Source organism: Halomonas sp. AOP43-A1-21, from assembly GCF_052376775.1.
Classification (GTDB): domain Bacteria; phylum Pseudomonadota; class Gammaproteobacteria; order Pseudomonadales; family Halomonadaceae; genus Vreelandella; species Vreelandella colorata.
In genome coordinates this window covers 12,576-34,814 of sequence record NZ_JBQSWC010000009.1, presented here as the reverse complement: position 1 = coordinate 34,814, position 22,239 = coordinate 12,576, and the positions used below count along the sequence as shown (strand labels likewise).

Sequence of the window (22,239 nt, the reverse complement as noted above, 5' to 3'; positions counted from 1 at the left end):
GCGCCTTAGGGCGCTTTTTTGCGTTCTATACGTTCTGTTTGTTCCTTGACATCTTACCTTTTGAGGGGGCATAAGTGGGGGCATAAGCCAAAATCACGTTTTTAGGTGCCCCCAATGACCCGAGCCACCAACAAGCTGACCGCTACTGCTGTGCGCAATGCCAAGCCGAAGGAAAAAGCTTATAAGCTAGCCGATGGAGGCGGCATGTATTTGGAGATAACCCCAAGCGGTGGCACGTATTGGCGTTTGAAATATCGTTTCAATGGAAAAGAGAATCGGCTGGCGCTTGGTATCTACCCAGAGACTACTTTGGCCCAGGCGCGAGAAAGGCGAGAGGACGCCCGACGACAGCTTGCCCAGGGGATTGACCCTAGTGCAGAGCGAAAAGCTGAACGCCGTGCTAGCAAGGTGGCTGCCGCCAATACATTTAACGCGTTAGCGGCTGAGTGGTTAGAGATCCACAATGACAAGGTGGTGCCCGATCACTACCGGCATGATAAGCGCCGTTTAGAGCTCCACTTGCTGCCGATATTGGGCAACCGCCCGCTTGCTGAGATCACCGCCTCTGAATTACTTGATTGCCTGCGCAAGATCGAAAAGCAGGGGAAGCTCGAAACCGCCAAGCGTGTGCGTACCCTGGCCAGTATGATTTTCCGTTATGCCATTGCGACAGAGCGCGCCGATCGTGACCCCGCGGCCGACCTAAAAGGCGCGTTGAAATCGCCGCAGATAAAGCACCATCCCGCTATTACTGAACCCGACGAAATTGCCAAGCTGATGCGCGCCATTTATGCCTATACCGGCGAGCCGGTAACACTGGCCGCGCTCAAGTTGTCCGCGTTGGTATTCGTGCGCCCTGGTGAGCTTCGCCGCGCTGAGTGGGGCGCGATCAACCTGGAAGAAGCAACGTGGAAATTCACCCCGAGCAAAAACGGGGCGCCCCTAATTGTGCCGTTGGCTACTCAAGCCGTGGAAGTGTTGACCGAGTTAAGCGATCTTACCGGGCGTGGCCGCTATGTGTTCCCAGGTGCCCGAAGCCGCGAACGACCAATGAGCGAAAACGCCATTACCGCCGCCATGGCAGGTATGGGGTACAAGGGCAGGATGACGGCACACGGATTTAGAGCCATGGCACGCACGGTGCTTGAAGAGCGGCTGAACTATCCGCCCGCTCATATTGAACAACAGCTCGCGCACTCAGTGAAAGATGCGAATGGCCGCGCCTATAACCGTACAGCGTTTTTAGAGCAACGCCGCGCTATGTTGCAGGCGTGGGCCGACTACCTGGATGCGCTACGCGAAGGCACGCAAAATGTGGTGCCGATCAGGGGGATTGTGTGACTAGCTATTATTTTGATAATTGGAGCTTGCCAGATGGAGTGCTGAAAAAAATAAAAAGTTTAGCAACAGACCAGCGCTGCAAAGGTTTATCTATCCGGCTTGACGAAAGTACCTTAGGGTTAATCTCGGATGAATTTAGTAGGGCGATTGAGCGTGATGCTTGGGATCAAAAAACGCAAGCAGCTCGAGACGCTTGGTTTTTGAAGTTTGAAAAGACTTTAAACCAGCTCATTGACCTTGCCGACGAGGGGCCGCGCTCAATGGACGAATGGGGTTTTCCTATTAGAGACCACGTTTTGATGGGGGCTTTTAATGCAATCGCTAATAAATTTGAAATTGATGCGCCACAAAGCTCGGACACAATAGAATATTTTAAAAAAATGAATCTTGCGCAGAGCGCCACGGATGAGCTTGGCTGGAGTCTTTCGGATACGCTAAAACATTACCTAGATCAGGTTAAATGTGATTGTACTGAACCCCAGATATTGAAAAAACCAGCAGATGAAAAGTCTGCTAGGGCTTGGTTCATTATTTATATGAACGAGCACGGCATGTTTACTAAGGTCGATATTGCTGTGATTAGCTCAGTTCTGTTCGATGATGAGGGAATTGACGATAGGCTGGTTAGGAGACTTACAAGCGGGCGGTAACATTTTACGATTTTCCAAAAAATGTGCCCGTGTTTAGAACTCGCCGTTACTACATCCTGTTCCTGTTCGTACCACAACAGCCAGGGTGACCCTATATGAGCCAAGCCAACCGAAAGACCTTAATCAAGCGTCGTGAAGTGCTGGCGCGCACTGCGTTAGCAAACTCTACCCTATACCGCCTTATGAAAGACGGCACTTTTCCCCAGTCTGTCCAGATTGGCCCGCGCTCAGTGGCATGGGTCGAGGATGAGATAGACCAGTGGATCCAGCAGCGCATCGAGTGCGCCCACCAGCAGAAGGGGGCCGCTTGATGTTGACTTTATCCCGTACGTTCCCCTATGCTCTGTTTGCTGGCGCAAAATCGTCAGCAACTACAGACCTTGGCCGGTCTCAATCACAAAGGCGCACCAGCGCCCCAAATGACGGCGCTTTTTTTATGCCCGTCAGTTATGGCGGCTGTGCGTGGGACACTTTCGGGTGTGCCGGTTTCCTTTGTGACCGGTCGGCCAACCTGCGTACAGTCGCCCCCATCCGTTGCTTGGCCGCAGCCGGGGACGACTCCGATCACAAAGGAGTCTCACCAATGACGGCATCATTCCGCCTATCAAGTCTTGTTACCCGCAGCCTATCAGGCCGCGCCGCTGCCCACCGTGCAATGGCCAAAAGCGCCTTGTTTGCTGATAGCAGCGCCAGCACTCGCCTAAAGCGTTATAACCACCACATTGAAAAAGCCGAGCTGCTAGAAGCCCGCGCCCTGGCAACTGTTAAGCGCAGCGCAGGGGGTGTGGCATGAGCCGCGTTAAGCCCCACCTCGACAAATTAGAAGACCTGCTGGGCAATATTAGCGGCCTTACTGCCATTATCCAGCAAGACTTATGCCGCAAAGGTAGCGAGGGCGAAACAGTTACTCTTGGCGATAATCATATTGGCCACCTTCTATCCGCTATTGAGGAGCTCACCAACCGCGGTTACTACGCCCTGGATGCTGCTGATCGAGCCTTGCAAGATCAGGGGGTGGCGTCATGAACCACGTCCAAACACACGCCGAAGATCTCCAAGACATGACGGCGGCCATTAGCGGCTTGGCAGGCATGTTAGAGCAAGATGGCAGCAAGGAAGGTAGCGAAGACGAAGCGCAAATGATGGGCCGCTTTAACCGTGGCTGTATGGTTACGGCCATTAAGCACCTATCAAACCATGCCTGCACCCGTGCTGAAATCATCCTCGAGCTACAGTCCCGCATGGAAGCCAGTCATAACGCAGTGCGGCAGGCGAACGCCAACGTTGCTGATGGTGGAAACTGTGACGGAGGTAGCCATGCAAATTAATTGGCTATTCCTAACCGGTATCCTCCGGACAATGCGGGAAGAAGCCGCAACCGCCGAGGGCCGCGAAGAGAATATTAACCCCGCTGCGCTAGCTCAGTTTGCCCTGATGATTGAAGACGCTTTGCAAAAAGGTGGTGCCACCATGCCCCGTACAACCCAAACCGTGATTGACGACTACAGCCAGCAGTTAGAGCAAATGACGCTTGCCGGCGAAGACTTGTTAAAGCTGGAAGCAATTTTTAAAGCCATTGAGGTAATGATTGAGAAAGATCCGTTCGACACGGTAGCGAAGCGCTTGGCTTGCGTGGGCCATGAACTGGCTAAAGATAGGGCTGAATACTTCATCGACTCAGCGGACGATCTTGAGGAGACGATTGAGCAGCTAGAAGCCGAAAAAGGGGAGGTATAGACCCATGGACGAGCTAATTAAAAAGCGCGGCCCTGAGGGGAGCCGCGCCGATCATCCAAAGCCGTTTTGCGTCATAAAGCCTAACACTCAGCAAAGTATGGTGCTAGAGGTTTTGCGCCAGCACCCTGCAAGCGCCTTTGAGCTTCAACACTTGTTGCCACTGGCCGATGCGCGCGCCGTGGTGCGCGATCTGAAAAAGAAAGGCTTTCCGATCGACACGGTAGAAGCGCCCAACCCAAACCAGAACGCTCGCTGTAAGACGATTAAGCGGTATCGCCTAATTCAAGCGCAGTGATTAATCAGCGGGCCTCAGTGTGAGGCCCGCTTCTGGAGGACGCTATGCCCAGGAAGAAGCGCGACAGCGTGGCGACACCTGGCGGCTTTCTCGCATTGCCCAAACTGCTTATGGAACAGCGAGACTTTCGAGAGCTGTCACCGTCAGCATTGAAGGTGCTGATGGTGCTGGGAAGCCAGTACAACGGGCGCAATAATGGTGACCTGTCCGCCACGCATTCAATGATGGAGGACTGGGGCGGCATGGCCAAGGCAACGCTAGCTAAGTCACTGCGTGAGCTACAAGAACGCCAGTTGATCGTTAAGACGCGGGAGAACCGTCACGGCAGAGAAGGGGCGCGCTGTGCTTTATTCGCTCTAACGTGGCAGACCATAGACGATTGCCCAGGTAAAGACCTAGAAATGCCGCCTACCATCATTCCCAGACGCAAGTTATCGAGAGGCTAAGAAGTCCCACCAATCGGTGGGATTTTTTTGTATCTAGGTTTTTTTATTGAACAGCCATTCGATTTTAACCGGGTTCAAAAATTGAACCCTATAGGTCTAAAAATTGAACCCTTATCTATATAGCTGGCATTTTGCTCTAAATAAGGGGCTAAAAATTGAACCCTTACCCCGTAATTTCGATTTTTACCGGGTTCAATAATTGAACACCCTTCTAGAGTTACCACGTTAGGGGGCTTTTGGCAGGGAACACAGCATAGAGAGCAGCACAAGGCGTGAGCAATAAGCGTACCCCTTGTAAGCAAGTACAGTGATGGTTATATAAACAGTTATGTTATAACATTGCATTTACGGGCTGAGTGTTATAGCGACACCACCAGACGACCAACCGACAAGGTAACGAAAATGAAAGTATCAGCACTACGTGAGCAGCGAAGCGCCAAGGTCGCGCAAATGAAAGGCATGATCGACAAAGCCGCCGATGAAGGCCGCGATCTGTCAGCCGATGAAGCTAAGCAGTTTGAGACGCTGAAAGCAGAGGAGCGCGCCCTGGCTAGTCAGGTAGAACGGGCAGAGTACCTAGCCGAAGCCGAACGCCGTAGCGTAGCCGCACCGGTTAACGGTGATGCTGGCGCAGACTTTAACAAGATGGCGCGTCAGGTCAGCGTGATGAAGGTTATGCGTGCCCAGATGGAAGGCCGAAGCCTGGACGGTGTAGAAGCTGAATACGCCCAAGAAGCCGAACGCCGCAGTGGTCGCAAGGCTCAAGGCGCATTCGTGCCGATGGCCGCACTAGAAACACGCGCCAACACGACCGGCACCGCTGGCGAGATCACCCCGACCGTTCACCGCCAAGACCAATACATTGACGCGCTACGCAATCGCTTGCTTGCCCGCCGTCTTGGTATCCGCATTCTGTCGGGGCTTTCTGGCGATGTGAGCATTCCGAAGTACGGCAGCGGCTTAGCTACTGGATGGGTAACGGAAGGCGGGGCGGTACCCGAAGGCGAAATGAGCTTTGGTGAAGTGAAGCTGTCGCCTAAGCACGTTGGCGGTAAAACTGAAATGAGCCGCCAGCTTATCCAGCAATCCAGCCCCGATATTGAACAGCTAGTGCGCGGCGATCTTTCCGCCTTGATTGCCCAGCAGATTGATAACGCGATTCTGAACGGTACCGGCGCTGCAGGTGAGCCGCAAGGTATTATTGGCGCGGCGGGCATTCAGACGGCGGACATTCCCACCACGTGGGCTGGTGTGCTTGGCCTGTCTGAAATGCTGGAGCTTGAGAACCTGGAAGGGGCGGCATGGCTATCAGCCCCAGGCGTAAAAACCACGTTGGGCAGCACTGAAAAGGTGGTTGGTTCTGGCTCAGGCTTCCTGCTGCAAAACGGCATGATGGATGATAAGCCTTACTGGTCTACCAACCAGATGCCCGCTAGTACGCTGCTTTTTGGCGACTTCTCGCAAGTGCTGCTAGGTATCTGGTCAGAGATTGACATTCTGGTGAACCCCTACGCTGAACCGGCTTATAGCCGTGGTGGTGTTCAGGTTCGCGCTATGGCTACCTGTGATGTGGCTCTACGCCACCCGCAAGGCTTCATTGTCGCCACCCCAGGCGCATAACCATGGAACGCCGTGCTAGCAGTGAATTGAGGCCCAAAGGCCGCAAGCTGACCGGCTACGTTGCCCGCTTCGATGAATCCACCGATCTGGGGGAGTTTGTCGAGGTGGTACGCGCTGGCGCCTTCACCCGCACGCTTGCCAGTGCTGGCGCCCAAAACATACGTGCCATTTATGAGCATGATGGGCGCGCACTGCTGGGACGGTTAGGCGCGGGCACTTTGCGGCTGTCTGAGGATGCTATAGGGCTATCTTTCGAGATCGACCTACCCGACACCACCTTGGGCCGTGACTTGGCCCACCTGGTGGAGCGTGGCGACGTTGCTGGCTGTTCGTTTGGCTTCCTACCGGTGAGCGATGCGTGGTCAGAGCGTGAAGGCCGCGCCATGCGTGAGCTGACGGACGTGGACTTGATCGAGGTAACCATCACCGCGTCACCGGCCTATGACACCACCAGCGTGCAAGTGCGCGCCAGCCAGCCCTTAGGGATCCGGCTTGCTCGCCTATACGTGGAGGCTTGCCAGTGAAGTTATTTAAGCGCCTGTTCGAGAAGCGGGCCGAGCCCGACGCCTACGACACCTATTGGAACCGCTTCGCCGCCGCGCAAGACGTGGCGGGCGTGGCCGTGAACCCGAAAAGCGCCGAAGGTATCAGCGCTGTCTATGCTGCTGTGTCGGCTATTTCTGAGAGTGTGGCCAGCCTTCCCTTAGACATCTATCGACGCACCGACGATGGGCGTGAGAAGGCGCGAACGCATCCGCTGTTCAAGCTACTGCACTCAGAACCAAACCCACACCAGACCGCGCTAGAGTTTCGGGAAATGCTTCAACGGCATGTTCTGTTACGTGGCAATGCCTATGCAGAAATCAAGTGGAATGCCGCCGGGCGCATCGACAGCTTGAAGGCACTACATCCCGACAGCGTGAACGTGCTTATCACTCAAGATGATAAGTTGGTTTATGAGGTGACAGACCGCCACGGCAAGCGCCGCCGCCTATTGGCGTCTGAGGTGCTTCACCTGCGTTACCACAGTGATGATGGACTGATGGGCCGAACGCCTATTGAGGTGTGCCGGGACACGGTAGGGCTAGCACTGGCAGAGCGTACCCACGGTGAGCGTATGTTTGCCCAGGGTACCAAGCTGTCAGGCATCATTCAGACGCAGCCAGCGACCACCACACAGCAGGCGAGAGACATAAAATCTAGTTGGGACGCTGGTCATTCAGGCGTGGCCAACCACGGCAAGACAGCCGTGCTACCTGGTGGGGCAGAGTTTAAGACCGTGAGCATGACGCTTGAGGATGCTGAGTGGATAGAGGCACGCCGTATGAGCGTGGAAGAAGTAGCCCGCCTGTTCCGTGTCCCGCCGGTGCTTATTGGCGATCTGAGAGAGGCTAACTACTCCAACGCCGTAGAGCTTGGGCGCTACTTTGTGACCCATACGTTACGCCGTCACTTGGTGATGTGGGAGCAGGCGATTAACCGCGCCCTAATCAATGACCCGGTGACGTTCTACGCAGAGCACAACGTTGAAGGGCTATTGCGTGGCGATAGCCTCAAGCGCTCACAGTTCTACGAGCGTGGCATATCCGATGGGTGGATGCTGCGCAGTGAGGTACGCCGCCTGGAGAACCTGCCCACCATTGACGGTATCGACGATGAAGAAGCTCAGGCACCTACCGCTTAATAGCGCCGCGTGGGCGCGCCTGCGTGCCCAGGTGCTAGCAGAAGAGCCATTGTGTAGGCACTGCGCAGCGCTTGGGCTGGTGGAGCCTGCCACCGATGTTGACCACATTATCAACGGTGAAGGCGATTACTCAGACGACAACCGCCGAGAGAACTTGCAGCCATTGTGCCACCCGTGCCACAGCCAAAAGACCCGCGCCGAGATGAGTGGCGGGGAGTTGGTGCTGGCGGGATGCGACACCAGTGGCCGACCCATTGACCCCAATCACCATTGGAATCGCTAAAAAATCACGAGGAACCGTGGCGGCAGACACCGCCCCCTCACCTCGTTTTTATTGCTAACTGCCATGAAAACAACAGCCCGACGCCACCGATCTGACAGCGCCAAGGCGGCCATAACCGCCGCCCAGGCCGCCACCATGGAGCCTTTAGCACCTCCGGCTTGTGTTCGCCTGCGTGATAGTGACCGACCGGTGTGGGCCGCCATTGTGACCGCTAGAGCGCGTGATACCTGGACGGATGCCGACTTGATATTGGCGGGCCAACTTGCCCGGGCCTATGGCGACATTGCCGCGCTAGAAGAGTTGATCGATAGCCAAGGCATGATCTTAGGTGACCAGATACATCCCGCTTGCACGCTGCTGGATAAGACGAGCCGTCGCGCCCTGGCCATGGCTCGCCAACTGAAAATCGACACGATCAGCGTGGTCGGCAAGTCCCAGGATATTAACAAGAGCGCCGCCCTAGAACGCGATGCGCGCCAAGGCGTTGACGATGACGACGGCTTGATACCGAGAACACTGCAATGACACGCGCCGAGCGCATTATTAAGTTTATCGAGCGGTATTGTGTAACGCCTGAGGGCGCTGGCGTGGGTAAGCCGATGGTGCTGGCTAAGTTTCAGAAACAATTCATCATCGACGTTTACGACAATCCCGCCGGCACCCGCCGCGCCATCCTGTCAGTGGGCCGCAAGAACGGCAAGACCGGCCTTATCGCCGCGCTACTACTGGCGCATTTGGTGGGTCCAGAAGTCAAACAAAACAGCCAGCTTGTTAGCGGTGCGATGAGCCGCGATCAAGCCGCGTTGGTGTTTAACTTGGCATCAAAGATGGTGCAGATGTCGCCCGAGCTTTCCAAGATCGTTCGCGTTGTGCCTAGTGGTAAGCGGCTTATTGGCCTGACAATGAACACTGAGTTTAAGGCACTGGCAGCCGATGGAAAAACCGCCCACGGCCTTAGCCCCGTGTTGGCCATTCTGGATGAAGTGGGGCAGGTACGCGGGCCACAATCTGACTTTGTGGACGCGATCACCACCAGCCAAGGTGCGCACGAAAACCCGCTGATAATCACGATCAGCACCCAGGCGGCCAACGATGCCGATTTGCTCAGTGAATGGATAGACGACGCGCTACGCTCCAAGGATCCGCGCACGGTCTGCCACTTGTACACCGCGCCCGATGGTTGCGATCTAATGGATGTTGAGGCATGGCGCGCCGCTAATCCCGCGCTAGGGCTATTCCGCAGTGAAGACGATATGCGGGAGCTAATGACTCAGGCCGAGCGAATGCCGAGCATGTCCAATAGCGCCCGCAACCTGTTGCTAAACCAGCGTGTCAGCCTTGATAGCCCGTTCATTAGTCCGGACGTGTGGGCAGACTGCGCCGCCGAGCCGGTGCCGTTCGATGGGCCGGTGTTTGGTGGGCTGGATCTATCCGCCCGTACCGACTTAACCGCCCTGGTACTGGTGGGCAAGGTGGAAGGCGTCTGGCAGGTGCAGCCGTACTTCTGGACGCCAGAGCAAGGCATTTTCGATCGTGCCAAGACAGACCGGGCGCCCTATGACGTGTGGGCGCGTTCTGGCTTCCTACGCACCACCCCAGGGGCCACGGTGGACTATGAGGCGGTGGCCACCGACCTGGCAGAGATACTTCAAGATGTGGATCTTCACGCCCTGGCGTTTGACCGCTGGCGCATCGACATTTTTAGAAAGGAGCTTGAGCGGCTTGGGGTAGAGCTTCCCTTGATGCCCCACGGGCAAGGCTTCCGCGATATGGCCCCAGCACTGGACGCGCTCGAAGCAGAAATGCTGAACGGTCGCATAGCCCACGGCAATCACCCCGTTCTAACGATGTGTGCCGCCAACGCTGTCACCGTCACCGACCCGGCTGGCGCTCGCAAGCTGGACAAGTCACGACGTACCGGACGCATTGACGGCATTCAAGCCTTAGCGATGGCGATGGGCGCCGCCCAATCAGCCGAAGAACCGACCACCATAGAGACCGAGGTGCTATTCGTATGAGCGTTTCACTTGAAGAAGCTAAAGCCCACCTTCGCCTAATGGATGAAGACGACGCTGAAAACGGCTTGATTACCGGAATAATTGAGGCCGCTGAGGGCTACATAGCCGAATACCTAGGCGAAGCCCTTCCTGAACAGATGCCCGCGCCGGTACGCGCTGCCGTTTTGCTGCTAGTGGGCGATCTATTCGAGCATAGAGAGCGCCAAGCCATTACAGGAGCAGGCGGCTTTCAGCAGAACCCGACCTTCCAGCTATTGCTAAACCCGTATCGGTCAAGTGAGGTGTTCTGATGGGCAACCTTAAAAACGAGTTTGCGTGGAGCGAACGTCCCGCCGACGAATATCGCACCGACCGGCTAGAGCAGGAGCGCGAACGTCTAAACCGTCGCTTAGTTTGGGCAATGCGTCGTCAGGATGTCCAAGCAATTGAGCGCTTGCACCAACGGCTAGATGCGCTAGAGGATGCGATCGATACCGACTTGGCCCCAGGCTGTCCGCCGAATAAATTTGAGCTTTACCGTGGTGCTTGGTGACACCATTATTTAGGGGGGCATATATGGGGGCACAAGGGATAAATATAATTTTTAAATCCCGCTGTATAGCTGCTAGTAGGGTGCTTTGTGAGAGACTGTCCCTCCGCCACCTATTACGAATAAGCCGCTGATTACAGCGGCTTTTTTGTGCCTGTAATTTGACTAGCTCATATTTTGGTTTTGGCTCTCATTGAGCAGAACTGAGCCTTTCTGGACGCTGCCTCTCTTTTTAGATTTCTTTTTACTCACCTTCAGATTAAATTCCGATAAATTCTTCATGCATGCACGCCCATGAGAGGGGTGATAGCCGCTTTTCATTCAGATGCTGCCTGTAGTGGTTTTGTAGTGGTTCAATAAAACCGGATACCACACCCTCAAACCTTTTTTTATGCGGGAGAAATAAGGAACCTTTTTCCGGAAATTTTGGCAGGCTGCATCATGGATGGTAGGAGGAGTCGATTCCACCAGGGAGCGGTCGATCGGACACCGTTCCCACCGCTTTATTTTCATACCCGCGAAATTGAAAAATCAGCGACTAAGGATTCGTTAATAAAAAGGCAATTGTCGTTTGAGTTTTTTCAATCGCTTAAAGTCACGCAATCTCTTCCAGATTGTAGCTTTTAAGCTACAATGGCCATATGACTGAACTTACCCACTACCTTACCGCTGATGGCTATGACCCTTTTCAAGCCTGGCTGGATGCTACGAAGGTTAAAGATCGTCAAGCCACTATGCGGGTACTAACACGCCTTAACCGGCTGGCAGCGGGTAATGCAGGCGACACCAAGACAGTAGGTGATGGAGTATGGGAGCTACGCATTACCTATGGTCCTGGCTACCGCGTTTACTACGCCAAGGTAGGGGCGCGCTTGGTAATGTTATTAATAGGTGGTACCAAACAGCGCCAGCAGTCTGACATCGAACAGGCAAAAGCGTTTTTGGCCGACCACAAAAGGAGAACACGTCATGAAAAGTCATGATGAAGCCGTTATTGAGATGCTGCGCACTGACCCCGGTATGGCTCTGGACTACCTGCGAACAGCGTTTGATGAGCTGGACGAAGAGGGGGGAGAGTCAGCCTTCCTAATGGCGCTACGTCATGTCGTTGAAGCTCAAGGGGGCATGGCGCTGGTAGCAGAACGTGCCAAAGTATCACGCGAAAGCCTTTACCGCGCCTTATCCCCCAAGGGCAACCCAACACTACGAACTATGACCGCGGTGATTAAAGCCACAGGCGTTAACTTTCACGATCTTACTCATCAAGCGCCAGCAAGTTAACGCCACCAAAAAGACGAGCATAGCGTCGCATCGAAGCGCACACAAGCACCTGTATTTATGCTGGGTGGGATGTTGGGTGAAAATATAACTACATTATAAGTTGTTGAATTTAAAACACCGTTGGCGGACTGCTCATCAGCCTCTTATCTCGAAAAGCCCCTGATTTATCAGGGGGCTTTTTTCGTTTCTAGGCCCTGCGCTTCTTTCCCAATATCTCCTCTATAGAATGCACCGGTCGTTCACTGTGTCCAGAATGTGTCTGAGAATGCTCGATTATCTTCTGGCGCAGTGAGAAGCGCCAGTAAATAGCTACTTGATTAATAGGAGCATGCATAGAATCACTCCTTTCATTCATTCTTTATTGCTCAGTATCAAGCATCAAGAGCAGTCTTGTATGCAAGCGCTGACTTATCACGACGTATTAATAGATCACTTTTATTAATTAAGCAGCCTGGAGAGCTGTATAACGCCACTGAGTGTTTCAATACCTGTCATCTTTAACTAGGTTTTCTAAAAGCTCTATTTTTAGCTAAATGCACGGTTTCCTCGTGGAGCCGAGCATAGCTTTTGAGCTTTTTTCTAAATTTAGTTAAAAAATAATCGCGGTGATCAATAGAGCTTATTTACCTAAAATCAAGCAGTACTAGGTAGTGAGGAGCTAGGAAAAATGAATCCGACCTATATTAATAGCATTGCCTGTGCTGTCCCAGACTTTGATATACATAGCAAGTTTGTCGATTACGCCCCACGGCTTTTGCCGGATATGCGTTCAGTTAAAGTGTTCCAGCGGATGGCTGAGCGCTCACAGATAGAGCATAGGTATTCGTTTCTTCAGCCTCATGTAGATGATGATAAGCTGGATGCGGCAGATTTTTATCAAAATGAGGCTTTTCCCAGCACTCAGGCACGCATGAAATTTTATGAACGCTTCGCTTTCATTTTGGCAAAGCGAACCCTAGACCAGCTTGATCTAACCGGCACCACTCATTTAATTACCACAACCTGCACTGGTTTCTATGCGCCGGGGTTGGATTTTCAATTGATCAAACATTACGGATTGCCTGCGGGTATTGAACGCACCACCGTTGGCTTTATGGGCTGTTACGCCGCGATCAACGCGCTCAAGCTGGCTCGGCATATTGTTCGCTCGGAGCCACACGCTAAGGTGCTGTTGCTCAACCTTGAACTCTGCACGTTGCATCTCAAGCCTGCGGGAACGCTCGAAGAGATTTTATCGTTCGCTATTTTTTCTGACGGCTGTGCGGCAAGTATCGTGTCGGCAAATCCAGTTGGCCTTGAAATACAGAGTTTTAACTCGGATGTGCTGCCAGAAACCGAAGCGTTAATTACCTGGTATATCGGCGACCAAGGTTTTGATATGCACTTATCCGGCAAGGTGCCGGGTGCCATCGCCAACAATCTTCCGCTTGTAATGAATACGCTGTTGGACGGCGCTACGCACAGTGATATTGCGCTCTGGGCCATTCACCCCGGTGGGCGTACGGTGCTGGATGCCGTAAGGGCAGGCGCAGAGCTTGAAGAGCGAGCACTTATAGAGTCGCGAGAGGTGCTTAGGAAGTTCGGCAATATGTCCTCGGCCACCATCATGTTCGTGCTTCAGGAGATGTTGAATAACCCAAAAAAAACAGGCCCCGGCTTGGCAATGGCGTTTGGTCCTGGGCTCACGGTTGAAAGTATGCGATTCGTTCTTTAGGGATAAAGAAGCTATGCCGGATTTCAGTCAACGCAGCGATGAGAAGGAACTCATGGATGATGCCGATATCTCGTTTGAAGAATTTCATGATTGTCTTGAAGGCCTTGAGCGTATCAATCATCTCACGTTGGCCTATCGTCCCACCCTACAATGGCTTCGCCCTTGGATAGAAAACCATAAACGTCTTTTTGTGCTAGATGTGGCCAGTGGCGGTGGGGACATGCTGCGCCAGATCGCCAAAAAATGGCCTGCTCGTGTTACGCCGAATTCCGGTTACCGTATGGTCGGTGTTGACCTGAATCCATGGTCAAAAAAGTCCGCGGAATCCTGGCCGCAGCCTTCAGCTATACGTTATGAAACTGCAAATGTGTTTGCTTTCGAACCCGATGAGCCCATCGACCTCGTTATCTCGTCATTATTCACCCATCACCTTGCCGATAGCCAGATCGTGGATTTTCTGCGCTGGCTGGACGGCCACGCGAGTAAGGGGTGGTTTATTAACGACCTGCATCGGCATCCCATTCCCTATTATTTTATCAAAGCGGCCACCGCACTCTTCAGCCGTAATCGATTAATCCGTAATGACGCCGCTGTATCAGTGGCACGTGCGTTAACGGTGGCCGATTGGCGGCGCCTAATTGATGAAGCGGGGCTTGATGGGGATGTGCGAGTTCAGTGGTTTTTTCCTTTCCGCTTGTGCGTCTCCTGTAACAAGGAAGCACCGATCCAATGAGCGATGAAACGGTAATCATAGGTGGCGGGCCAGCGGGGTCGGCAGCGGCGATTAAATTAGCCAGGCAAGGCATACCGGTGCGCCTTCTGGAGCGCAAACCGGGCCCGCATCATAAAGTTTGCGGCGAATTTATCAGCTATGAAGCCGCCCAACATCTAGAAGAGCTTGGGTTGAATTTTGCGGCGTTAGGAGCTGAGCCTATTCGTCATGTGCGATTTTATAATGGCGAAAGCGAGCTCATCTTCGACTTGCCGTTAACTGCATGGAGCCTTTCACGGCGCCTGCTGGATTCGGCCTTATTAGAGCAGGCGGAACGTGCGGGTGCAAACGTTGCGCTAGGTACGGTGGTTAGGCAGTTATCTCGCACTGATGATGGCTGGAGATTGGTTGCCAGTAGCCAGTCGAGTGTAAGGCCAGCCAGCATGGAGTTTTCAGCAAAAACGGTGTTTCTGGCCAGTGGAAAGCATGAACTGCGCCATTGGAAACGTAATGTAAAAGAGTCCCATCGCCAAAACATGATTGGCCTTAAGATGCACTTTAGCCCCAGCGTATTGCATCAGGATCAATGGAGGAACACCGTTGAAATTCATTTGTTCAATGGCGGTTACGCCGGCCTGGAGCCGATAGAGAATGGGAATATTAATCTCTGCTTTTTGATCAGCCAGGACATATATAAAGCCTGCGGCGGTAGTTGGTCGGGAATACTCGAGCGGCTTAGCCGTACTTCATCCCATATGAAGCAGCGCCTCGCCACGTTAACGCCCTGCTGGTGTGAACCTTTGGCTGTCTCCGGGATTCCTTATGGGTATATCCATTCACCCGATGACGCGGTGCCCAACCTGTTCTCGCTGGGGGACCAGGCCGCGGTGATCCCATCGTTTGCAGGCGATGGAATTGCCATTGCCTTGCACACCGCTTTACTTGCCGCCCACATTCACGCTTCTGGTGGCGATTCCAGAACGTATCAACGCCTAGCCTTTAACGATTTAACCCAACCAGTACGGGATGCCGAACGGCTTGCCGGTGTGCTGTCCCATCGCTTGGGACGCAAGACGGCCTTCGCTTGCGCACGGCTATGGCCGGGGCTAACGCGTGAAATGATACATCGGACGCGGGTTGGCCAATCCAATCGTATGCAATAAGAGCCTCAGACAAAGGAGTGATACATGTTTGATTGGGATTTGTGGCGCTCATGGGAAGAGTGGGTATCTCAACCTATCTTTTTGAACTTCGTCTTAGTCATCGGCATCGCTATTGTCAGCTACTTTGCGCTGCGAATACTGATGAGCTCAATTATTGCTCGCCTTACCCGCTGGTTAACACACAGGAAAGGGCGCCTGAGCCATTATGGTATCGAAGTGTTCAGGCATACCAGTCGTCTGCTTATTGCCGCGATGGCCTTACAAATTGGCTTGGCCGTCGTTGATTTGGGGCCGGAATGGGAAGATCGAGTCAGCCATTTATGGTTTTTGGTGCTGGCGCTGCAGTTCGGTTTATGGGTTGGCGCTGCTATTACGTTATGGAAAGAAGAAACCATCCGTGACAAGGCTGGCCAGGATAATCAGCTCACTGTGACTATGGTCGCGCTGACGTTTCGCATCATCCTTTGGGCCGTTGTGCTGTTGTCGATTCTAGCCAACCTGGGCATCAACATTACCGCATTTGTAGCAAGCTTGGGGATTGGGGGCATAGCGATTGCTCTTGCCGTGCAGGCACTGCTGAGTGATTTGTTCGCTTCTGCTTCAATTGGGGTTGATAAGCCGTTTACCACGGGCAACTTTATTGTCTTCGATGATATTGCCGGAACGATTGAATATATTGGCCTGAAAACCACGCGTATCCGTAGCTTGAGTGGCGAGCAGATCATTTGTTCGAATACCAAGCTGCTCCAGCAAACCCTACATAATTACAGCAGGATGAATGAGCGGCGGGTGGTGTTCAGTATGGCTATCTCGTTTCGAACGCCGATTGATAAAGTGCGTGAGATCCCACTGTTGGTCAGACAAGTAATCGAGTCAATACATCAGACCCGCTTTGATCGTGCGCATTTAAGCGCGTTTGCTGATTACGCGTTGAAATTCGAGGTCGTCTATTATGTGTTGAGCGCGGACTACAACGTTTATATGGACATCCAGCAAGCGATTAACTTCTCTCTACTGGAAGCGTTGGATAAAAGGGAAATCAAGTTTGCCATGCCGGTACGTGCGCTTGAGTTTCTCGATGAGGTTCCTTTGCCTGATGGAAGCTGGCCGGGTAAAGACCCCGCCATTTCGCAGGCGGGGCATTAATGTTTAGTGATCAAACGTGTTGTCGGAGCGATGCATTGGTGAATTGCGTGGCGTGGGGCGCGGCCGGTTCGATGAACGTCTTTGTGTGCTATTTCCCCGGTACTTGTTCCAAGCGTCCTTGGCTTTCTGACGGTTGGCTGGCTTGCGTAGCCAGTTGATGAGCGCCAACATGATCCATTTCCTCATACGAACCTCCTAGTTCTTGATGATGAGATGTGCACGCGTGTTTACCTTGAAACTATAGCTTAGCTACTCAAGATGGGTTAAATACTCTACTCGTTTTTTTGACGCTCGGTCTTTCCCCCCAGTTCCTGTGGAGCTAGCCGGGATAGAAAGGCAAAATTTTTGCCTTGCCGAGCAGGGACTGCCCTTAGCGTTGAGCTAAAGGCTGCTGGCGTATTATTTGAAGAGAGAGGCTATACGATTTTTAAGTTGGTTAGCTGATTCGCTTGGTAGGCGACCTCAATTTTTAACCTAGCGTTTTCAGCGGCGAGCAATTGATTTGCAGACGCAAGCTCGTATTTCTCAGCTTCTAAAAGCTCAAGCCGCCTAATTAATTGATTAATAACCAGTCGGCGATAAATGGCTGAGAATTCCACTCCGGTACCTTGGTGAACAGCAATCATGGCTTCTCTCCGTCATGCTGAGGGGGCTCAGCGTGTAATATCCCGCTACTATAGGCTCTAGAGAAGTATTTTTTGTATGAATATTCTTAACCTTAAGGCATGATTTGACTAGTATTTAAATTTGTTAATAAGCTTAGGAAGCTAGTCGCTAATAAAAAAAGTTAAAAATCGCGGCTTTTATTTGTTTAATATTATCTTTGAACTTATCTGTTTATACGATACCTAATAGACATGTTGAGTAAGGAGGACTGCTATGAAACATCCTGTAACATGCCAAAAATGCGGTCATGAGTATGTGCCTGAAGCTGAGGCCGAAGTTCCCCATGACCATCCGTGCAGCTCATGCGGTGCCGAACTTTATGGAGGGGAGCCTCGATCCGCTGAGGATGATTCCAGTGAAGATGAGCATCCCATTGAAAAGGGGCTTCGGAAATTTACTGATGGAATAACCGGTGATAAGCATGATGTGTGATTGATCCTCCTGTGAACCTACCTATTCTCGTTGCCAGCCCTTTAAGGCTGGCATTTTTTTATCTAAATGTCGGCTTAGTAGAGTAATTAGTGATATCGCTCTATCACTTATACTATGTTACTTACAAATCAACGGTAAGCTGGCAATCTTTACTCACTGGGCAAGGACGTTCAGCAAGGAATAGCGAGTTAGGATGACTCCCTAAGGATGGGCAGGCAGGAAGCCTGCGTAGTGTACAAGGATGCAACCTTAAAGCCCGGCCTCTGGTCGGGCTTCTTGCTATGAGTTAATAAAACATGTTTTATATAAGTTAAAATATGAATGGTGTTAAATGTAATGCTTATGTTTTTTATTATTTTAATGGTGTTGTAGTGCTTAAACCTCATTGGCCAAACTTGGATCTGCCTTGTCCAAGTGTAAATAATTGGCATCGAAATCACTAAACTTTTTCATCTTTTCCCAATCATTTATTTTTAGAAATTTATTTTCCCACGAAATCAATCCTTCTTGGCGTAGCTTGCTAATCACTCTGTTGGTATGAACGGGCGTAATACCCATAGCTTCGCCAACTTGTTGCTGGGTAAGGGGCATAACAAAGCCATGATCAGTGGTTAGACCTGCTGCACGAGAGCGAATAAGCAGCTCGCAAAATAAATGCCCCATACGTTGATCAGCTTGCCGGCTTGCGATATTGACTATCCATTCACGTAAGGTTGATTCATCTACCAGCATGGACCAGAAAAAGGCGCGTGCAAGCCTGGGCTGCAATGCATACATTTCTTCAATTTTATGCTGAGGAATCGAGGTGAATTTTGAGGGGATAACAGCACATATGGAATGATCCATGCGGTCTATGAGCGTAATATGCACATCACAGGCATCGCCGGGAATTAAAAAGCTTAGCGCCTGATACTTACCCGCATCGGTGATTTTATACCGGCTGGCCCAGCCCTCGAGCAAAATATTAACTTCATAAGGTTTATCTGATTCTTGTATAAGGTCTTCTGATTTTTTAAGGATACGGACAGGCGTGATGTAACTTTCTAAAGCTTTGACCTCTTCAGAAGTGCAGAGTTGAAAATTTTCTAATTTTTTTATGAGATTTGTGAGCAAGGAAATCTCCCAGTAAATAAATTTTATATTTATTGTAGTTTTATTACGATAAGATAGATATTTATTAATGGTTTTAATCTATTATTTTAATTGATATTGACTATTAGCTTGCTTACGTTTGTGGCCATGACTTTTATTATTAATCTCTTGGGTGGAAAAATTTCTAGCTTTGTTATCTAACATGATAAAAATAAAATCAGAGCATAATAATAGTTAACAAGTCGCGTTACTCAGTTGACCTTTACGGAGATCAATATCTATACCTATATGCCTAGTAAAATTTATAGGCAGTGATGAGCTAAAGCGAAGCTTTGCCATGGAGGCTTGAATGAGTAAGCAGCTGGTAGGTGATTTTTTAGTCCAACGATTAGGTGAGTGGGGCGTAAAACGCATATTTGGTTATTCGGGAGATGGCAGCAACGGCATCATGGGGGCGCTGAACCGAGCAGGTGACCAGTTTGAGTTCGTGCAGGCCCGCCATGAGGAAATGGCCGCTTTTATGGCGTGCGCCCATGCCAAGTTTACCGGAGAGGTCGGCGTCTGTACCGCGACATCAGGACCGGGAGCCATTCACCTGCTCAATGGTCTTTATGACGCCAAGAAAGATCATCAGCCCGTTGTCGCTATCGTTGGGCAGCAGGCGCGTGCTGCCTTGGGGGGTGAATACCAGCAGGAAGTCGACCTGGTGTCACTATTTAAGGACGTCGCACATGAATACGTCCACATGGCGACAAGCCCAGCTCAGATCCGCCACCTTGTTGACCGCGCCATACGTATTGCCTTAGCCGAGCGTACCGTAACGGTTATCATTATTCCCAATGATCTTCAGTCTCAGCCAGCAGTTGAAAAGCCCGCTCATGCTCACGGCACGATACATTCGGGCGTCGGCTACTCTAGGCCGCGTACGGTTCCGTACGACGATGACCTTCGCCAGGCAGCTCAGGTACTTAACGAGGGGGAGAGAGTAGCGATTCTGGTGGGCGCCGGGGCGCTGAATGCGACCGATGAGGTTATTCAGGTCGCTGAAAGGCTGGGAGCCGGTGTCGCTAAAGCGTTGCTGGGCCTTGCCGTGCTTCCCGATGATTTACCTTTCGTTACCGGCTCCATTGGGTTATTGGGTACCAATCCAAGCTGGGAGTTGATGGCCAACTGCGACACGCTATTGATGATTGGCTCAAGCTTTCCGTATTCGGAATTCTTGCCTGGAGAAGGCCAGGCACGAGGTGTGCAAATCGACATTGATGGTCGCCAGGTAAGCATGCGCTATCCCATGGAAGTAAATCTTGTAGGGGATAGCGCGGCTACTCTGCAGGCGCTGTTACCCTATTTGGAGCAGAAAACTGATCGTGGCTGGCGTGAAGATATTGAAAAGAGCGTGGGCCAATGGCAGGAGGTGCTTGAGGAGCGCGCCATGGCGGCGGCTGAGCCGGTCAATCCGCAGCGAGTCTTCTGGGAGCTGTCGCCACGCCTGCCGGATAATTGCATTCTTACCAGTGATTCCGGTTCTGCTGCCAACTGGTACGCACGCGATCTCAAACTGCGTCGTGGCATGATGGCATCGCTTTCGGGTGGGCTTGCCACCATGGGGAATGGCGTCCCCTACGCGATAGCCGCCAAGTTCGCCTACCCCGAGAGGGTGGCTATTGCCCTGGTGGGAGATGGTGCCATGCAGATGAACGGTAATTCGGAGCTAATTACCGTTGCCAAGTATTGGCAGCAGTGGGCTGACCCACGCTTGATCGTCATGGTGCTCAATAACCGGGACCTTAATCAGGTTACGTGGGAAATGCGTGTGATGGAAGGTGATCCGAAATATGAAGCCTCACAGGATCTTCCCAACTTTCCCTATGCTGAGTATGCCGAGCTCATCGGGCTTAAAGGCATTAAGGTCAGCGACCCTGAGACGCTGGGTAATGCCTGGGATTTGGCTTTGAGCGCCGACCGCCCGGTAGTGCTTGAGGTGCTCACTGACCCTGATGTTCCGCCAATTCCGCCGCATATCAAACCCGAACAGGCAAAGGCCTATATGTCGGCGCTACTGCATGGCGATCCGGATGCTGTGGGTATGATAAAAGCATCATTTCGACAGTTCGCCCGACAGATAACCCCCAAACTGCGCAAGCATTAACACCTGTCGGCGAAGCCGCCTTTATCTACAAGGCGGCATCTACAAGTCGGCATAGCCCAATAGCATGAACGCCCTTAACGTGTAGAAGGAGAACCCTATGCCTTTAAAAGCGCTGGCTATCAATTGTACGCTTAAAGCATCACCTGCTGAGTCTTCCTGTGATCGGCTTATATCCGAGATATTGGCAGAGTTTGCGCGCCATGGTGTTGTTGGTGAGCAGATTCGGGCCGCGGACTTCAATATCAAGCCTGGTGTGACATCTGATGAAGGTGAGGGCGACGATTGGCCTAAAATACGCAAGCAGATTCTGGATGCCGATATATTCATTTTGGGTAGCCCCATCTGGTTAGGGCATCACTCGAGCATCTGCCAGCGTGTACTTGAACGGCTTGATGCTTTTCTTGAGGAAACGGATGATCAGGGACGAATGGTCTCTTATGGCCGTGTCGCGGGTGTGGCGGTAGTAGGTAATGAGGATGGTGCCCATCACATCGTCGCCGAACTCTTCCAGGGCTTGAACGACGTTGGTTTTACCATACCTGCGAATGCCTGTACCTATTGGGTGGGTGAAGCCATGCAGGGGGACGACTACAAAGATTTAGACCAAGCACCAGAAACCACGCAGAGCGCGACGAAAGCGCTAGCACTTAACTGCACCCACTTGGCCACGTTATTAAAGCAAAGCCAGTATCCTGAGCAAGAGAGCTAGTCCTTCAAAGAACTGTTGATGTTTCATTCACTGATCTGTTTGTACGAACCTGTTTATACGAACCACTTTGTAAGAATCTGTTTGTACGGACCTAGTTCCACGGGCTGAGCCGTAAAGGAGGCTTGGATGGGTAATTTTATAGCTGAGTATGCAGCAAGCTGACTATACGCAGTTATTTTTGTTATCAGCTAAGCTATAGGTATGCATGGCATGATGCTTTGCATACAACAAGGAGAAATTTTAAATGGCATTTCCGAAACGATGTGCCCAGTGCGGCAGCGAAGATTTCCGTTTTCCTGGTAACACCGATGAAGATGAAACTATTTACTGCAATTCCTGTAATGCTGTGGTGGGCGATAAGAAAGAACTAGCAAAAGAGGAGGTCGATGATGAAGGTGAGGGCGACCATCAAGTGGAGTCGCTGCTTAGATCGTTAAGTGGTAAGAAATAGTCGCATCGTTCTGTTTCTGCATTATTACCGTCCACCAGTCCGTGTTGCGCTAAGACTGGTGGATGTTCCTTCGGTGATAGACACCAAATTCATTCTGGCGTCTTTATGGAGCTTGCTTCGT

General features: G+C 51.8%; 30 protein-coding genes. 27 read left to right on the top strand and 3 right to left on the bottom strand.

All coding sequences use genetic code 11. The annotated features are described in order from the left end of the window. Window positions 1-114 precede the first annotated feature (114 nt). The 23 genes from ACT3R7_RS06920 (at window position 115) to ACT3R7_RS06810 (ending at window position 16,619) form a co-directional block, all read left to right on the top strand. The gene (locus ACT3R7_RS06920; protein ID WP_496198937.1) at window positions 115-1,341 is read left to right on the top strand and encodes a tyrosine-type recombinase/integrase; all 1,227 of its coding nucleotides are present in this window, start codon (window positions 115-117) and stop codon (window positions 1,339-1,341) included. Continuing rightward, on the top strand, window positions 1,338-1,991 hold the full coding sequence (locus ACT3R7_RS06915; RefSeq protein WP_496198936.1) for a hypothetical protein: 654 nt from the start codon (window positions 1,338-1,340) through the stop codon (window positions 1,989-1,991). The genes ACT3R7_RS06920 and ACT3R7_RS06915 overlap by 4 nt, the downstream gene beginning before the upstream one ends. A gap of 95 nt (window positions 1,992-2,086) precedes the next feature. After that, on the top strand, window positions 2,087-2,302 hold the full coding sequence (locus ACT3R7_RS06910) for a helix-turn-helix transcriptional regulator (RefSeq protein WP_496198935.1): 216 nt from the start codon (window positions 2,087-2,089) through the stop codon (window positions 2,300-2,302). 272 nt (window positions 2,303-2,574) lie between these two features. After that, window positions 2,575-2,784: a hypothetical protein gene (locus tag ACT3R7_RS06905; protein WP_496198934.1), complete on the top strand. Its 210-nt coding sequence runs from the start codon at window positions 2,575-2,577 to the stop codon at window positions 2,782-2,784. Further along, window positions 2,781-3,017 carry a hypothetical protein gene (locus tag ACT3R7_RS06900; RefSeq protein WP_496198933.1) on the top strand — a complete coding sequence of 79 codons (237 nt, stop codon included), beginning with the start codon at window positions 2,781-2,783 and terminating at the stop codon, window positions 3,015-3,017. The genes ACT3R7_RS06905 and ACT3R7_RS06900 overlap by 4 nt, the downstream gene beginning before the upstream one ends. Next, window positions 3,014-3,319, top strand: a complete 306-nt coding sequence (locus tag ACT3R7_RS06895; RefSeq protein WP_496198932.1) for a hypothetical protein — start codon at window positions 3,014-3,016, stop codon at window positions 3,317-3,319. Before ACT3R7_RS06900 ends, ACT3R7_RS06895 begins: the two co-directional genes overlap by 4 nt. Next, window positions 3,309-3,728, top strand: coding sequence for a hypothetical protein (locus ACT3R7_RS06890; RefSeq protein WP_496198931.1), 420 nt, complete (start codon window positions 3,309-3,311; stop codon window positions 3,726-3,728). Before ACT3R7_RS06895 ends, ACT3R7_RS06890 begins: the two co-directional genes overlap by 11 nt. 4 nt (window positions 3,729-3,732) lie before the next feature. Continuing rightward, entirely contained in the window at window positions 3,733-4,023 is a 291-nt protein-coding gene (locus ACT3R7_RS06885; protein ID WP_496198930.1) for a helix-turn-helix domain-containing protein, read from the top strand. Window positions 4,024-4,067: 44 nt separating this feature from the next. Then, entirely contained in the window at window positions 4,068-4,469 is a 402-nt protein-coding gene (locus tag ACT3R7_RS06880; protein WP_496198929.1) for a hypothetical protein, read from the top strand. Window positions 4,470-4,871: 402 nt separating this feature from the next. Continuing rightward, window positions 4,872-6,089, top strand: coding sequence for a phage major capsid protein (locus ACT3R7_RS06875; RefSeq protein WP_496198928.1), 1,218 nt, complete (start codon window positions 4,872-4,874; stop codon window positions 6,087-6,089). A gap of 2 nt (window positions 6,090-6,091) precedes the next feature. After that, on the top strand, window positions 6,092-6,613 hold the full coding sequence (locus ACT3R7_RS06870) for an HK97 family phage prohead protease (protein WP_496198927.1): 522 nt from the start codon (window positions 6,092-6,094) through the stop codon (window positions 6,611-6,613). After that, window positions 6,610-7,773: a phage portal protein gene (locus ACT3R7_RS06865; RefSeq protein ID WP_496198926.1), complete on the top strand. Its 1,164-nt coding sequence runs from the start codon at window positions 6,610-6,612 to the stop codon at window positions 7,771-7,773. The genes ACT3R7_RS06870 and ACT3R7_RS06865 overlap by 4 nt, the downstream gene beginning before the upstream one ends. Further along, window positions 7,745-8,056 (top strand): HNH endonuclease, encoded by a 312-nt coding sequence (locus tag ACT3R7_RS06860; RefSeq protein WP_496198925.1) that lies wholly within the window; start codon window positions 7,745-7,747, stop codon window positions 8,054-8,056. The genes ACT3R7_RS06865 and ACT3R7_RS06860 overlap by 29 nt, the downstream gene beginning before the upstream one ends. Window positions 8,057-8,119: 63 nt before the next feature. Then, entirely contained in the window at window positions 8,120-8,581 is a 462-nt protein-coding gene (locus ACT3R7_RS06855; protein ID WP_496198924.1) for a hypothetical protein, read from the top strand. Then, window positions 8,578-10,074 carry a terminase large subunit gene (locus ACT3R7_RS06850; RefSeq protein ID WP_496198923.1) on the top strand — a complete coding sequence of 499 codons (1,497 nt, stop codon included), beginning with the start codon at window positions 8,578-8,580 and terminating at the stop codon, window positions 10,072-10,074. The genes ACT3R7_RS06855 and ACT3R7_RS06850 overlap by 4 nt, the downstream gene beginning before the upstream one ends. Beyond that, on the top strand, window positions 10,071-10,364 hold the full coding sequence (locus ACT3R7_RS06845; RefSeq protein ID WP_496198922.1) for a head-tail connector protein: 294 nt from the start codon (window positions 10,071-10,073) through the stop codon (window positions 10,362-10,364). The genes ACT3R7_RS06850 and ACT3R7_RS06845 overlap by 4 nt, the downstream gene beginning before the upstream one ends. After that, window positions 10,364-10,606 (top strand): hypothetical protein, encoded by a 243-nt coding sequence (locus ACT3R7_RS06840; protein ID WP_496198921.1) that lies wholly within the window; start codon window positions 10,364-10,366, stop codon window positions 10,604-10,606. The genes ACT3R7_RS06845 and ACT3R7_RS06840 overlap by 1 nt, the downstream gene beginning before the upstream one ends. Before the next feature lie 638 nt (window positions 10,607-11,244). Then, window positions 11,245-11,586 (top strand): type II toxin-antitoxin system RelE/ParE family toxin, encoded by a 342-nt coding sequence (locus tag ACT3R7_RS06835; RefSeq protein ID WP_192539611.1) that lies wholly within the window; start codon window positions 11,245-11,247, stop codon window positions 11,584-11,586. Next, on the top strand, window positions 11,573-11,884 hold the full coding sequence (locus ACT3R7_RS06830) for an addiction module antidote protein (RefSeq protein ID WP_018916179.1): 312 nt from the start codon (window positions 11,573-11,575) through the stop codon (window positions 11,882-11,884). The genes ACT3R7_RS06835 and ACT3R7_RS06830 overlap by 14 nt, the downstream gene beginning before the upstream one ends. Window positions 11,885-12,551: 667 nt before the next feature. Next, on the top strand, window positions 12,552-13,598 hold the full coding sequence (locus tag ACT3R7_RS06825; RefSeq protein ID WP_417419943.1) for a type III polyketide synthase: 1,047 nt from the start codon (window positions 12,552-12,554) through the stop codon (window positions 13,596-13,598). Window positions 13,599-13,611: 13 nt separating this feature from the next. After that, window positions 13,612-14,331 carry a methyltransferase domain-containing protein gene (locus tag ACT3R7_RS06820; RefSeq protein ID WP_192539613.1) on the top strand — a complete coding sequence of 240 codons (720 nt, stop codon included), beginning with the start codon at window positions 13,612-13,614 and terminating at the stop codon, window positions 14,329-14,331. Then, window positions 14,328-15,473: an NAD(P)/FAD-dependent oxidoreductase gene (locus ACT3R7_RS06815; RefSeq protein WP_192539614.1), complete on the top strand. Its 1,146-nt coding sequence runs from the start codon at window positions 14,328-14,330 to the stop codon at window positions 15,471-15,473. The genes ACT3R7_RS06820 and ACT3R7_RS06815 overlap by 4 nt, the downstream gene beginning before the upstream one ends. Window positions 15,474-15,497: 24 nt before the next feature. Next, window positions 15,498-16,619 carry a mechanosensitive ion channel family protein gene (locus tag ACT3R7_RS06810; RefSeq protein WP_192539615.1) on the top strand — a complete coding sequence of 374 codons (1,122 nt, stop codon included), beginning with the start codon at window positions 15,498-15,500 and terminating at the stop codon, window positions 16,617-16,619. Window positions 16,620-16,622: 3 nt separating this feature from the next. Here ACT3R7_RS06810 and ACT3R7_RS06805 read toward each other — a convergent pair whose 3' ends face one another. Both ACT3R7_RS06805 and ACT3R7_RS06800 read right to left on the bottom strand, forming a co-directional pair. Further along, window positions 16,623-16,805: a hypothetical protein gene (locus tag ACT3R7_RS06805; RefSeq protein ID WP_192539616.1), complete on the bottom strand. Its 183-nt coding sequence runs from the start codon at window positions 16,803-16,805 to the stop codon at window positions 16,623-16,625. 230 nt (window positions 16,806-17,035) lie between these two features. Then, complete coding sequence (locus tag ACT3R7_RS06800; RefSeq protein WP_192539617.1) at window positions 17,036-17,245, bottom strand: hypothetical protein; 210 nt, start codon at window positions 17,243-17,245, stop codon at window positions 17,036-17,038. Between the two features lie 253 nt (window positions 17,246-17,498). Here ACT3R7_RS06800 and ACT3R7_RS06795 point away from each other — a divergent pair, with 253 nt between their 5' ends. Next, entirely contained in the window at window positions 17,499-17,717 is a 219-nt protein-coding gene (locus ACT3R7_RS06795; protein WP_192539949.1) for a hypothetical protein, read from the top strand. Between the two features lie 375 nt (window positions 17,718-18,092). Here the strand turns inward: ACT3R7_RS06795 and ACT3R7_RS06790 are convergent, their stop codons facing one another. Continuing rightward, entirely contained in the window at window positions 18,093-18,830 is a 738-nt protein-coding gene (locus ACT3R7_RS06790) for a Crp/Fnr family transcriptional regulator (protein ID WP_193092441.1), read from the bottom strand. 328 nt (window positions 18,831-19,158) lie between these two features. Here ACT3R7_RS06790 and ACT3R7_RS06785 point away from each other — a divergent pair, with 328 nt between their 5' ends. From ACT3R7_RS06785 to ACT3R7_RS06775, 3 genes are all read left to right on the top strand, one after another. After that, window positions 19,159-20,958, top strand: a complete 1,800-nt coding sequence (locus tag ACT3R7_RS06785) for a thiamine pyrophosphate-requiring protein (protein WP_193092442.1) — start codon at window positions 19,159-19,161, stop codon at window positions 20,956-20,958. A gap of 97 nt (window positions 20,959-21,055) precedes the next feature. Then, window positions 21,056-21,667: a flavodoxin family protein gene (locus tag ACT3R7_RS06780; protein WP_193092443.1), complete on the top strand. Its 612-nt coding sequence runs from the start codon at window positions 21,056-21,058 to the stop codon at window positions 21,665-21,667. Between the two features lie 244 nt (window positions 21,668-21,911). Continuing rightward, the gene (locus ACT3R7_RS06775) at window positions 21,912-22,118 is read left to right on the top strand and encodes a hypothetical protein (protein WP_192539890.1); all 207 of its coding nucleotides are present in this window, start codon (window positions 21,912-21,914) and stop codon (window positions 22,116-22,118) included. The last annotated feature ends 121 nt before the right edge of the window (window positions 22,119-22,239 follow it).